8 protein-coding genes are annotated in these 13,271 nt (G+C 69.1%); 2 read left to right on the forward strand and 6 right to left on the reverse strand.

Annotation, left to right across the window (positions count from 1 at the left end; all coding sequences use genetic code 11):
• Window positions 1–135: 135 nt before the first annotated feature.
• The 6 genes from C5F46_RS14500 to C5F46_RS14525 all read right to left on the reverse strand — a co-directional run bounded on the left by C5F46_RS14500 (window position 136) and on the right by C5F46_RS14525 (window position 10,324).
• Window positions 136–2,463, reverse strand: coding sequence for a Tex family protein (locus tag C5F46_RS14500; RefSeq protein ID WP_107326049.1), 2,328 nt, complete (start codon window positions 2,461–2,463; stop codon window positions 136–138).
• A 42-nt stretch (window positions 2,464–2,505) separates the two neighbouring features.
• On the reverse strand, window positions 2,506–3,231 hold the full coding sequence (locus C5F46_RS14505; protein WP_107326050.1) for a TspO/MBR family protein: 726 nt from the start codon (window positions 3,229–3,231) through the stop codon (window positions 2,506–2,508).
• Between the two features lie 30 nt (window positions 3,232–3,261).
• Window positions 3,262–6,690: a YhaN family protein gene (locus C5F46_RS14510; protein ID WP_107326051.1), complete on the reverse strand. Its 3,429-nt coding sequence runs from the start codon at window positions 6,688–6,690 to the stop codon at window positions 3,262–3,264.
• Complete coding sequence (locus C5F46_RS14515; RefSeq protein WP_107326054.1) at window positions 6,671–7,945, reverse strand: DNA repair exonuclease; 1,275 nt, start codon at window positions 7,943–7,945, stop codon at window positions 6,671–6,673. Before C5F46_RS14515 ends, C5F46_RS14510 begins: the two co-directional genes overlap by 20 nt.
• A gap of 75 nt (window positions 7,946–8,020) precedes the next feature.
• Window positions 8,021–8,557, reverse strand: a complete 537-nt coding sequence (locus tag C5F46_RS14520) for a dehydroquinate synthase/iron-containing alcohol dehydrogenase family protein (RefSeq protein ID WP_407947350.1) — start codon at window positions 8,555–8,557, stop codon at window positions 8,021–8,023.
• Window positions 8,558–8,728: 171 nt separating this feature from the next.
• Window positions 8,729–10,324: a GMC family oxidoreductase gene (locus C5F46_RS14525; protein ID WP_107326052.1), complete on the reverse strand. Its 1,596-nt coding sequence runs from the start codon at window positions 10,322–10,324 to the stop codon at window positions 8,729–8,731.
• Between the two features lie 349 nt (window positions 10,325–10,673).
• Here C5F46_RS14525 and C5F46_RS14530 point away from each other — a divergent pair, with 349 nt between their 5' ends.
• Window positions 10,674–11,516: an alpha/beta hydrolase gene (locus tag C5F46_RS14530; RefSeq protein WP_133618622.1), complete on the forward strand. Its 843-nt coding sequence runs from the start codon at window positions 10,674–10,676 to the stop codon at window positions 11,514–11,516.
• 105 nt (window positions 11,517–11,621) lie between these two features.
• On the forward strand, window positions 11,622–13,271 hold a 1,650-nt coding region (locus tag C5F46_RS16755; protein ID WP_181317764.1), incomplete at its 3' end, for a glycosyltransferase family 2 protein.

A 13,271-nucleotide genomic window follows, 5' to 3' on the forward strand; every position in this document is an offset into this window, starting at 1 on the left:
ATTTTTCCGCAGAAAAGTTTTCCACAGGCATCAAACCCCTTGTTTTGCTGACGGTTCAAAGATGCGGGCGTCGGAACTGCGCCGCGGCGTGAAGGGTCCGGGCCGCGAACGGCCCGAATCTGGCACAGAATCAGCCTAGCGCCGCTTCATCGCGTCCAGAAGCGCCGCGCCAAGTGCGCCCGGCGCGGCCTGCGCCGGCTTTGGGCTAGCCGCCATCGCGGCCTTTGGCGCAGGCTTGTCGGGCGGGGCCGACGCGACGCCTGCCGGGCGCTCGCCGCCGCCATCGCGGCGCATGGTCAGGCTGATGCGCTTGCGCGGGGCGTCCACCTCCAGCACCCGCACCTTGACCACATCGCCCGCCTTCACCACCTCGTGCGGGTCTTTCACGAACCGGTCGGCCAGTTGGCTGACATGCACCAGACCGTCTTGATGCACGCCGATATCGACGAAGGCACCGAAGGCAGCCACGTTGGTCACCGTGCCTTCCAGCAGCATCCCCGGCCGCAGGTCTGAAATCTCCTCCACTCCGTCGGCAAAGGTCGCGGTGCGGAATTCGGGGCGGGGGTCGCGGCCGGGCTTTTCCAGCTCGGCCAGGATGTCGCGCACCGTGGGCAGGCCAAAGCGGTCATCGACGAAATCAGCCGGGTCCAGCGCTCGCAGGCGGGCAGGCTCGGCTTGCAGGCCGCGCAGGTCGCGGCCGCAGGCGGCAACGATACGGCGGGCCAGATCATAGGCCTCGGGGTGCACCGCCGAGGCATCCAGCGGCTCGGCCCCGTGCCGGATGCGCAAAAAGCCTGCGCATTGTTCAAAAGCCTTGGGGCCAAGCCGGGCCACCTGCAACAGATCGCGGCGCTTGGCAAAGGCGCCGTTGGCGTCGCGGTGCGCCACGATTGCCTCGGCCAGCCCCGGCCCGATCCCCGCCACACGCGCCAGCAGCGGCGCCGAGGCGGTGTTCAACTCGACCCCCACAGCGTTCACCGCATCCTCGACCACGGCATCCAGCCGCTGGCCCAGCCGGTGCTGGTCCACATCGTGCTGATACTGGCCAACGCCGATGGATTTCGGCTCGATCTTCACCAGTTCGGCCAGCGGGTCTTGCAAGCGCCGCGCGATCGACACCGCCCCGCGCAGGCTGACATCCAGATCGGGGAATTCCTGCGCCGCCAGCGCCGATGCCGAATAGACCGACGCGCCAGCCTCGGACACGATTACCTTGGTCGGGCGCGGGCCGCCCGCAGGCAGCGCCGCCAGCAGATCGGTCACCATCTTTTCGGTCTCGCGGCTGGCGGTGCCGTTCCCGATGGCAATCAGTTCGACCCCGTGGCGGCGGATCAGCCCGGCGATTGCGGCCTGCGCGCCGCGGATGTCGTTTTTCGGCTGGAACGGATAGACCGTTTCTGTGGCCAGCAACTTGCCGGTGGCATCCACCACAGCCACCTTCACCCCGGTGCGGATGCCGGGGTCCAACCCCATCGTGGCCCGGCTGCCCGCCGGCGCGGCCAGCAGCAGATTCTTGAGATTGCGGCCAAAGACCGTGATCGCCTCTGCCTCGGCGCGTTCGCGCAGCTCCACCATCAGGTCGATACCAAGCGAGGAGCGCAGCTTGACCCGCCACGCCCAGCCCGCCACATCGCCCAGCCATTTGTCGCCGGGCGCCGCGCCGGGCCGCACGCCAAGTGCTGCGCGCACCAGCCCCTCGGCCCGGCTGGTGCCGGGGGCGGCGCCGGGCTCCACTTCCAGATCCAGCAACAGATGGCCCTCGTTGCGACCGCGCAACATGGCCAGGGTGCGGTGGCCCGCCACCGTTGCCCAGCGTTCGGAATGGGCGAAATAATCCGCAAACTTGGCCCCCGCCAGATCTTGCCCCTCGATCACCCGGCTGCTGACCATGCCCGCCTCGCGCATCAGCGCACGCAAAGCCGCCAGCAGATCGGCGTTTTCTGCAAGCTGTTCGGTCAGGATATCGCGTGCACCCTCCAGCGCGGCCTTGGTATCGGGCACCGCGTCGGTCACAAAGGCTGCGGCCAGATCGGCGGGCACCGCCGCGCGGTCGGCCAAAATCGCCTCGGCAAGCGGTGCCAGCCCGTTTTCACGGGCGATCATCGCGCGGGTGCGGCGCTTGGGCTTGAACGGCAGGTATATGTCTTCCAGTTCGGCCTTGGTCACCGCACTACCGACCCGGCCCTCCAGATCGTCGGTCAGCTTGCCCTGATCGCGGATCGAGCCCAGGATCACCGCGCGCCGCGCCTCCAGGTCACGCAGATAGCCCAGCCGCTCGGCCAGAGTGCGCAACTGGGTATCGTCCAAGCCCCCCGTCACCTCCTTGCGATAGCGGGCAATGAAGGGAACCGTGGCGCCCCCGTCCAGCAGGCCGATGGCGGCGCCGACCTGATCGGGGCGCGCACCGATTTCGGCGGCAATCAGGGCGGGGATGCGGCGCAGCGCAGCATTGGATGCGGTCATGTCAGGCTCCGGTATCAAAACAGGGTCGGGGCAAGGGATGCATCACGTCGCGCGGGCCGGCGCAAGGGGGCGGCGCGCCCGCGCCGCGCGCAGCAGCACAACCGCCATCCCCACCGCGCACCCCCCCACAACCGGCCCGTTCAACGGCGCCAGATTGGCAACCACCACCCCGGCCAGCGCCCAGATCACCGCAATGGCATAGGTCGGCGCATCGGGCCGCAGGCTTTGCACCCCCAGCGCCACCGCCAGCGCCAGCGCCAGCGCGGTCAACGCCGCCGCCTGCGCCCCCATCACGCCATGGCCCGCCAGAAGCAGCCCGACCGCCACGCACGAGGCCGCTGTCAGCCATCCGGCATAAAGCGCGACAGGCGCGCGCAGCCACCAATGATCCGCTTGCCCGGCCCGGCGCAGCGCCCAGACGGCGCTGGCCAGCATCGCCCAGATCATCGCCGTGGCCCAGACTGGCGAAATCTGCGCCACCGGAATCCAGCCTGCGCCCAGCACCATGCTCAGCGTCAGCGCCGGGCGCATCGGCTGCCAGTCCGGGTCGTCGGCCCGACGGATCAGGCCATAGGCCGCGCCCGCGATCAACCACAGATAGATCGCGCCCCAGATCGCAAAGGCATAGCCCGCAGGTTGCACCGGCGGGTCAATCTGCGGGATCGGAAACTGGTTCGGGGCAAAGCCCCGAAACCCGTTCGTCGTCAGCGGCGAGGCGGCAAAGGCCAGCGCGGCGAGCAGGGGCAGGCTTGCCCTAAGATATGACATCGGCTGGCTCCTTTCAGGGTGGCGGCAAGGTTACAAATGATACAGCCGCGCGGCCGGGCAGACGGTGCGAGCGATCTCGCACAGGTGCCGATGATGGGTGAGATAGATCACCTGCCCCACCTCGGCCATCCCCGCCAGCAGGCTGAACGCCTCGGCAGAGCGGTCATCGTCAAAGGTTTCCATGATATCATCGGCGATGAACGGCACCGGCGCGCGCGTCTGCGCCAGTTCGTGATAGCCCGCCACCCGCAGCGCCAGATACAGTTGAAACCGCGTGCCCTTGGACAGATCGGCCGCCAGCTTCGAGGTGCCATCGCGCGCCAGCGCCACCAGCACCTCGCGGTCGCGGTCGGGCTGGGCGGCAAGGCCGGTATAAGCGCCCCGGCTGATCGTGGCAAAGGCTTGAGAGGCGCGGCGCAGCATGGCGCTGCGATGACCGTCGCGATAGGCGCGCAAGGCATGGTCCAGCGCCAGAATGCCAAACCGCTGGCGCAGATGGGCGCGCGCCTCCTCGGCGGTTTCCAGCAGCACGGTCTGGCGCGCCTCCTCCAGCCGTGCCACGGCATCGTCTCCGCCGACCGCCCCCAACTGACGCCGCGCCTCCGACAGGGCTGCAAAAGCCTGTTGCGCGGCCTGGGCGTGCTGCGCGGCCTCGGCGGTCATCCGGGCCAGATCGGCTTCCAGCGCGGCACGGTCAGCGGCGGGAAGCCGGTCCAGCGCTGCGGGAAGATCAGCGCCGAAGGCTTCGGTCATCTCGGCCTGCGCCGCAGCCCGCACCGCCTCAAGCGCCTGCCTGCGGCGCGCCTCCTCAAGGCAGACACGCAGCGGGCCCAACCCGGTGACGCCAAAAAACCCGGCCATGTCTTCGATCTGCGCCGCCAGTCGTCCCGCCTGTGCGCGCAGTGCCTGCGCCTTGCCACGGGCGGCGTTCAGCGCGGCCCCGGCCTTGGCGCGAGCAGCCTCAATCGCCTCGGCCCTCTGCAAACGGGCGGTAATCTCGGGCCAAGGCGCGGTCTCTGGCAAGCCCAGCGCGCCGGACAGATCGGTCATGCCTGTGGCAAAGGCCGCCTGATTAGCCTCCATCTTGGCGATCCGGTCGGCCAGTGCCTCGGCGCTGGTGACAGCCCGGTCCAGCGCCTCAAGCGTGGTCAGGATCGCCTCCATCGCCGCCACATCGGGCAGCGGTCCCTCGCCCAGCCAGCACCCGGCACAGACCGCGGCCCAGTCGGCCTGCCACACGCTGTCGGCGGCGTCGGCCTGCTGGCGTTCTTCGGCGCGGCGGGCGGCGGCACGGCTGGCCTCGGCCGCGGCCTCGCGCAGCGCGGCCAGCCGCACCCCGGCATCGCACAAGGCCTGCGCCTGCGCCATCAACGCCTCAAGCCCGGCTTTCGCGGTAGGCACCGCCCCCGCCGCCGCAAGCGTCCCGGCCAGCGCGATGCGCGCCTCGGTCGCGTCCCGCTCCGCCGCGGCGCAGTCGGCCTGCGCTGCGGCCACACCCGCCTGCGCTTCCAATGCCGCGTTTCGCAGCGCCAGCCAGTCGCGCAGATCGGCCGGAGTTTGCACGGCAGCGCCAAGCGCGGGCGACAGACTACCCACGATCCGGGCCAGTTCGGCGTCCAGCCGGGCAAGTTCGGCCCGTGCCTCAGTTGCAGCCGCCTCGGCCGCGGCCTGATCCAGCCGCGCCAGCGCCTGCGCCTCGCGCGCCTGCGCCGCAAGCTGTGCCTCAGCCCCTGCGGCTGCTTGCTGCGCGGTGATCTGGTCATCGGCGCGCAGCGCGGCCTCAAAGGCCTCTGCGGTAGGCTCTGTCAGCGCCTGCCGATGCGCCGCCCAGGCCCGTTCGCGCAGCGCGCGCGCAGCGGCGGCCACATCGGGGGTTATCCGGCCCGCGGTCTGGCGCGCGGCCAAAACCGCCCCGTGACGCGCCGCATCGGCGCTGGCACGGGCCTGCTGCGCCTCGGCCTCGGCCAGGGCGCGACGGGCGGCCTCCTGCCCGGCGGCCATCTGATCGGGCACGCGCGGCGCGGGTGGCACCATCACGGCCAGGTCCACAGCACTGCCGCGCCACGGCAAAAGCGCCGCCAACCGCGGTGCAAGCGCAGCGTCGGCTTGCGCCAACTGGCGACGGGCCTGACGCAGCGCCTGATCGGGGTCGCGCGCGCGCAGCCGCGCTACAAGCTCGGCAAGCGGCCCTGTCTCGACCACTCCGCCCGCAGCCGCCAATCGCGCCGCAGCCCCGGCCTGCCGGTCGGCGGCCGCAGCAGCCTCGGTGCGCGCCGCCCGCACCCGCGCCTCGATCCCCGACCGCGCCGCGATCAGCCCGCGCAGCCGCCCCGTGGTTGCGGCATCCAGCAAAACCGCGCGCGGCGCCCCACCCGAACGACCAAGCCGCGCCATCAGACCCGCCACGATCTGCACGGCCTCGGCGGCCTCGGCACGGCGGTTGGGCAAATCCTTCGCCGCCTCGTCATGCGCCGATTTCAGCGCCGCTACCGCTGCGATCTGCGGCGCAAGCGCCAGCACGGCGGGGTCGGGGCAAAGCCCCGCCAATTCAGCCTCAACCGCCACAATGGCGGCCTCTGTCTCCTCCAGCCGGGCAACGGTGGCGGCCTCGTCGTGCGCCAGATCAGGCAGCGCCTCGGCCCAGCCTGGGGGGGGCATCGGCACAGGGCCCAGCGCCAGAAGGTCGGCTTCGACCTGCCGCATCCGGGCCAGCACGGGCAGCACCGCCAGATCGCGCCGCAACGCCTCGGCACGGGCGGCGGCACCCGCCTGTTCCGCCTGCACCGCCCGCCACTCGGCCTCTGCCTGTGCCTCTGCCTCGGTCAGGCGGGCGTGGTCTGCGGCCTGCGTGTCGATCGACCGGCGCTGCGCCTCGATCGCCTCCAGTTGTGCCTTCAGATCGGCCAGCCGCCCCTTGCGTGCACCGGGCCGGTGAAACACCTCGGCCCCGCGCCGCAGCGCCTCCAGCCGCGCGCCCAGATCGGCCAGCCCGGCGCTGGCGGAAAACAGCAACTGCCCCAGATCGCCCTGACTGGCAAGGATACCTTCGCCACCCGCCTCCAGCGTGTCATCATCCAGCGAGAACATCGCCTCGTATCCCGCGCGGTCGATGCCCCCCAGCGCGGCCTGCACCACCGCCTCGGGCAGCGCGGCGCCGCTGGCGTCGGTCAGCGTATTGTGGCGGCCCTTGCTGCGCGCCAGTTCCAGCCGCTGCCCGCCGGGCAATTCCAGCGCCGCCCCGATCCGCATCGTTGCATAGGGGTGGAGAAAGCCGAACCGGCTTTGCACCGGGATACCGTAGAGCAGATCAAGCCAGCCCGACAGCGTGGTCGATTTGCCCGCCTCATTAGGGCCATAAAGAATGTGCAGATCGGGTTGGCCGGGTCGGGCCGCGCCAAAATCAAGGCTGCGGTCGGTGAATTTGCCATAGCGCGTCAGGTCAAGCCGGGCGATCCGCATCCTGCCCCCCCTCGCCCTCGGCAAGCCGGGCCAGAACCTCGGCCGCGCCCTCGCGCAGCAGGGCGGCGCAGGCGGCCCCGGTCGCCTCGGGCGTGTCACCCAGCAGCGCGCGCAGATCGCGCGGCAGGGCGCGCAACAGATCGGTCGTCACCTCGGCCGCGGCGCCGGTCACCGCCGGATGGGCCAGCGCGCCGGTGTCGATCAGCGCCGCCAGATCGGCCAGCGGCCCGGCGGACACCGCACCCTCACCCGCGCGGCAATGGTTTTCCAGCTTGTCGATCCAGACCGAGCCGAGACCTTCGGCCACCGCCACCGCTTCGGCCTGCAACAAGTCAAGATCGCGCAACAGCCGCCATGCCAGCGGCGTGGCACCGGTCAGCACCGGGCGCAGCACCAGATGATCGGCGCCATGGTCCCGCCGCGCAGCGCGCAGCGCCGCGCCCAGCGCCGCCACCAGATCGCGCCAGTCGATCAGACCCGCGGCCGCTACTTCGACCCGCTCGAACTGGGCCACGGCGGTTGTGCGGCACTCCTCGCGCAGGGTGCCGTCATCGGCCACTGTCACCAGCGTGACCGATTTTTCCCCCGCCTCGCCAATATCGCGGCCCTGCGGCATGCCGGGCATCACCACCAGCGCGCGGCCCGGATAGACGGCGCGCTGATGCACATGGCCCAGCGCCCAATAGTCAAACCCCGTCGCCTGAAGATCGGTCAGCGCGCAGGGCGCATAGGGGTCATGCCCCGGCGCCCCGGCCAGACTGGTGTGCAGCATCCCGATATTGACCGCGCCGGGAACCGGCGGGAGAAACCGCTCCAGCAGGCTGTCGGGGGCCTGCGGTCGGCCAAAGCTGATACCGTGGATTGCCACGGGCCGCCCGCCCTTTTCAATGATCCGCACCCCGGCCCGCGCCCCGAACACCGTGACCGAAGCCGGCAACACCAGTTCGCGCGTGATCCGCGACAGCGCGTCATGGTTGCCGCGGATCATGAACACCGCGACGCCCGCCGCATCAAGGCGCCCCAATTGCTGCGCAAGAAACCGCGCTGTTTTCATTGAGGTCTGATCGCCGTCATACAGATCGCCCGCGATCAGCAGCGCATCCACCGCCTCGTCAAGGCACAGATCGACAATCCGCACAAAGGCGGTGCGCGTGGCGGTACCGATCAGATCGCCCAGCGCCCGGTCGCGCAGCGCCAGCGAGCGCAGCGGCGAATCCAGATGAATATCGGCAGTGTGGACAAAGCGGAAAGCCAAGGACGCCTCAAATCGCGGGATCAACCGCCACAGTGTGGCGCGGCAAGCGGGGCGATGTCAAAGCGGTTCGGCCCGCTACCACGCGGCGCGATAGATCCCCAGCGCGTCGGCCTCGGTCACCGGGCGCGGGTTGTTGACCAGCAGGCGCGTCTGTTTCATCGCGTCGGCGGCCATCTGCGGCAGGTCAGCCTGCGGGATGCCCACATCACGCAACCGAGGCGGCAGGCCAAGGCGCTGCACCAGATGCGCCAGCGCGTCGATGAAGGCGGCGCAGCGGGCCTGAGTGCCGATCCCGGCCAGATCGGGGAAGGCGTCCGTGGCAATCTCGGCATAGACCGGGGCGGCGACTGGGGCGTTGAAGCGCAGCACATGCGGCAGCACCAGCGCATTCGACAGCCCGTGCGGAATGTGAAACAGGCCGCCCAGCGGATAGGCCAGCGCATGAACGGCCGCCACCGGCGCATTGGCAAAAGCCTGCCCCGCCAGCATCGCGCCCGGCAGCATCGCACCGCGTGCCTCGGCATTGGCGCCGTCGCGCACCGCGGTTTCGATATGCGCGCCCAACAACCGCAGCGCCTGCCGGGCCAGCATCCGCGACAGCGCGGTTGGCATTTGGGTTGATCGAGGCATAGGCCTCGATCGCATGGACCATCGCATCAACCCCGGTTGCGGCAGTGATCGTGGGCGGCAGACCCAGCGTCAGGTCAGGGTCAAGCACCGCCAGATCGGCCGCAGCGCCAGGGCGGAACACGACGGTCCTGGCGGTCGAGAAGGCAAAGGGCATCACCGCGCATCCTCCCGCATCATCTGCGCAGCCTTTTCCGCGATCATCATCACCGGCGCTGCGGTATTGCCCGAGGTGATCGTGGGCATGACCGAGGCATCGGCGATGCGCAGCCGCCCCAGCGCGCGCAGCCGCAGCCGCGGGTCCACCACCGCGCCCGAATCGGCGCCCATCCGACAGGTGCCGACAGGGTGAAAGATCGTGGTGCCGATGTCACCCGCGGCCTTCACCAGATCGTCGCGACTTTGGAAGGCGGGGCCGGGGCGGTATTCTTCGGCGTTGAACCGGGCAAAGGCAGGCTGCGCCGCGATCTGGCGCGTCAGGCGGATGGCGCGCACCGCCACCTCGCGGTCGCCCTCGGTTGACAGGTAATTGGGCCGGATCGCGGGCTGTGCGCGCGCATCGGCGCCGGTCAGGTGCACCGAGCCGCGGCTTTCGGGGCGCAGATTGCACACGCTGGCCGTCATCGCGGGAAAGGCATGAGGGGCCTCACCGAACTTGTCTAGGCTGACAGGCTGGATGTGAAACTCCAGATCGGCGGTGGCCTTGTCTGGCCCCGAGCGGGCAAAGATGCCCGCTTGACTGGGCGACATCGCCATCGGGCCGGACCGGTGCAGCGCATATTCCAGCGCGATGGCGGCCTTGCCGGCCAGGGTGGCGGCGCGTTCGTTCAGTGTGGGCACGCCCTGAACCTTGTAAATCAGCCGCAGTTGCAGATGGTCTTGCAGGTTCTCGCCCACGCCCGCAGCGTGAGCCACGGGTGCGACCCCCGCGGCGCGCAGCACATCGGGGCGGCCGACCCCCGACAACTCCAGCAGGTGGGGCGAGCCGATGGCGCCCGCCGCCAGAACCACCTCACGCGTGGCCAGCACCGTTTTCGACTGGCCGCGGTGACGGAAGGTGACGCCCGTCACCACGCCCGCCTCGATCACCAGCCGCTCGGCCTGGGCCTCGGTCAGCACCCGCAGGTTGGGGCGGCCCAGCACCGGGCGCAAAAACGCCTTGGCCGTATTCAGCCGCACACCCGACCGTTGGGTGACATCGAAATAGCCCGCACCCGCGTTGTCGCCACGGTTGAAATCCTCGGTGCGGGGGATGCCCGCCTGCGCTGCCGCCTCAAGGAAAGCATCCAGAACCTGCCAGCGCACCCGCGCCCGTTCCACCCGCCATTCGCCGCCCGCGCCGTGCAGGTCGCTGGCACCACGGTGAAAATCCTCCTGCGCGCGAAACAGCGGTAGCACATCGTCCCAGCCCCAGCCGGTGCAGCCAAGCTGGCGCCAATGGTCGTAATCCTGCGCCTGACCCCGCATGTAGATCATGCCGTTGATCGAGGAACAGCCGCCCAGCACCCGCCCACGCGGATAATTCAGCGCGCGCCCGTTCAGGCCCGCCTCGGCCTCGGTTTTCATGCACCAGTCGGTGCGGGGGTTGCCGATGCAGTAAAGGTATCCCACCGGAATATGCACCCAGTGGTAATTGTCCTTCCCCCCGGCCTCCAGCAGCAGCACCCGCGCCTTGGGGTCGGCGGAAAGCCGGTTGGCCAACACACAGCCCGCGCTGCCCGCGCCCACGATGATGTAATCGTAGCTGTCCAAGATCAGCCTCCGTTCGGATCAGGTTCCGGGGCAAGGCCAAGCCGCCGTGATGCGCCAAGGCGCCTGTCGCGTCGGTCCTTGTCTCCACCCCGGCGACGATGGTGACCGGAAAATCGGGCGGCGCAAGATGCTATTCGCGCATCGCGCTTTGGCATGGGGCGTGTTCTGCGCGGGCGCCTGCCCGCTTCACAGCACGGCAGACTGCCCTTATGGTGGCCCGCATCACCGCGCCCGTCAGCCTTGCAACGCCCGGCGCAGCCCAACCGGAACCCGCCCCGTGCCCCCCGAGCCTGACCCTTTCGCCCCCGTGCGCGCCGCAGCCAACGCCAGCGGCGGTTTCTGTCATGAGATGACGAACCATGTGGCCGCCCTGCTGCCGTGCGCGGGCCAGCGTCTGGTGGTCAGCTTCGACAATCTCGTGTCGCCCAAGGCCGAGGGGGCGCGAATGCCCTGGGGACATGAGTTTCTGGCCCGTCAGGGCTGGGATGTGCTGGGCATCATGGCCCGCCGCGCCGACTGGTTCCGTCACCCCGACCTGTGGGATTTCTTCGACCGGCTGCGCGACGAGGGGTTTTTCCGGCGCTATCAGGCCGTGTCGATGTATGGCGCGTCGATGGGCGGCTTTGGCGCGCTGACCTTTGCCGCGGCGGCCCCCGGCTGCACGGTTCTGGCGATGGCCCCGCAAAGCACGCTTGCCCCACGGCTGACGCCGTTCGAGCATCGCTTTCGCTATGCCCGCCGTCACCACGACTGGACGGGCCGCTACGCCGATGCCGCCGAGGGGATGCGCGCGGCGGGGCGGGCCTATGTGCTGTTCGACCCGATGGAACAGGCCGATGCGGCCCATGCGGCCCGTCTGGATGGGCCAAATGTAACCCTGCTACGGCTGCCCCATGCCGGGCACAAGCTGCCCCCGGCGCTGCGCCGGATGGGACTGTTGAAGGATGTCGCCCTGCCCGCGCTGACCGGGGGGCTGGAACCATCAGGGTTTTACCGGCTTTACCGGCAGCGCCGAAACTCGGTTCCTTGGCTCGTCAATCTGCTGGCCCATGCGCGCCAGCGCGGTCACCTTGACGCCGGTCTGCGGCTGGCCGATACGCTGCTGGAAACGCGGCCACATTTCAAGCTGCGCAAGGAACGCCGCGCCCTCCAAGCCGCGCTGGACGCCCGCAACAGCCCGCCGGAAACATGACCCGCCTGCAGCCCGCACTTGCCCTGCGGGACGTGAAGGCGGTATGGACTTGGGCAGACACCCCGGCGCGCTGACGGGCCCGCCCCAAAGCCTTCAGGATGCCAGATGGCAAAATCCCCCTCGATCGGACTGCTCTGGATGCGCGGCTCGTTGTCCTTTCTGGAACAGCTTTGCATCAAGTCCTTTGTTGATGCGGGCCATCACACCGTGCTTTACAGCTATGAGCCGATCGGCGGCGTTCCTGACGGGGTGGAGCATCGCGATGCCTCCGAAATCCTGCCAGAAACCGGCTTTCTGACGCATGAGCGCACCGGCTCGCCCGCGCTGCATTCTGACCTGTTCCGCTATCGGTTGCTGGCGGGGTGCGAGAACATGATCTGGGCCGACACCGACGCCTATTGCGTCCGGCCGTTTCAGACCGACAGCGGGCATTTTTATGGCTGGGAAAGCGACAGCCATATCAATGGCGGCGTTCTGGGCCTGCCGCGCGACAGCGCCACGCTGGCCGCGCTGCTGGAGTTTACGCGCGACGAATTTGCCATCCCACACTGGTACAAGACCGACTATATCCGCGAACTGGAAGCCGCCCGCGATGCGGGCCGCCCCGTTCATGCGGGCGAACAGCCCTGGGGCGTCTGGGGGCCGCATGCGATCACGCATTTCCTGCATGAAACCGGCGAAGCACGCCACGCCCTGCCGCGCGAGGCGCTTTACCCGTTTTCGTTCCGCGACCGTCGCAAGATGGTCAAACCCGACGTGAACCCAAAGAAATACCTGACCGAGGCGACCTTTTCCGTGCATCTTTATGGTCGCCGGATGCGCAAGTATCTGGCCGAAAGCCATCAGGGTATTCCGCACCCCGAGGGCCTGCTGGGTCAATTGCTGATCCGCCACAAGATCGACCCGCTGGACGCGCCGCTGCGCGACCACCCGAACCCGAACCGCGACCACCCTCACGCCCGCGCCTTCCGTGATGCGATTTCGGGCAAAGCCGTTCCCGTTTCGGTGCGCAAAACCCGCAGCGCGGAAAATCCCGCGCACCGGCCGCAGCCCAAGGCCCCGGTGATCCCGCTGCGCCGCGTGGTGGGCGTGACCACGATGAAGAACGAAGGCCCCTATATCCTCGACTGGGTGGCCTATCACCTGTCGATCGGCTTCACGCATTTTCTGGTTTACACCAACGACTGCGACGACGGCACCGACCAGATCCTCGACTGCCTTTCCCGCACAGGGCTGGTGACGCGCGTGGACAACCCCGCAGATATTGCGGCAGGGGAGCGTCCGCAGCGGATCGCGCTCAAGCTGGCGGAACAGCACCCGCTGGTGACCGGGGCCGATTGCTATTGTGTCTTCGATGTCGATGAATACATCAACATCCACACCGGGCAGGGCCATCTGGAAGACCTGTTCGCCGCCTGCGGCAACCCCGAGATGATCTCGATGACCTGGCGGTTTTTTGGCTGTGCGGGCGTGCTGGAGTTTGACGATGTGCCGGTGCCGGTGCAGTTCACCCGCTGTGCGCCTGAATATACGCGCCTGCCGCATCACAACTGGGGCTTCAAGACGCTGGTGCGCCAGCCCAGCCCGTTTCGCAACCTTGGCATCCACCGCCCGTTGGGCGCCGTTGGCGACAAGATGCCCGCCTGGACGAACGGTTCCGGCCAGCAGATGCCCGACAGCTACCTCAAGGCCGGTTGGCGAAATTCGACCGAGTGCTGGGGTTATGCGCTTGTGACGCTGAACCATTACCCCGGC

This window comes from Phaeovulum veldkampii DSM 11550, assembly GCF_003034995.1.
GTDB classification, from domain to species: Bacteria; Pseudomonadota; Alphaproteobacteria; order Rhodobacterales; family Rhodobacteraceae; genus Phaeovulum; species Phaeovulum veldkampii.

Coding starts and splice junctions, on each gene's coding strand:
- C5F46_RS14530 (WP_133618622.1), top strand. CDS start 10,674: ATGACGAACCATGTGGCCGCCCTGCTGCCGTGCGCGGGCCAGCGTCTG.
- C5F46_RS14510 (WP_107326051.1), bottom strand. CDS start 6,690: ATGCGGATCGCCCGGCTTGACCTGACGCGCTATGGCAAATTCACCGAC.
- C5F46_RS14500 (WP_107326049.1), bottom strand. CDS start 2,463: ATGACCGCATCCAATGCTGCGCTGCGCCGCATCCCCGCCCTGATTGCC.
- C5F46_RS14505 (WP_107326050.1), bottom strand. CDS start 3,231: ATGTCATATCTTAGGGCAAGCCTGCCCCTGCTCGCCGCGCTGGCCTTT.
- C5F46_RS14520 (WP_407947350.1), bottom strand. CDS start 8,557: ATGCCAACCGCGCTGTCGCGGATGCTGGCCCGGCAGGCGCTGCGGTTG.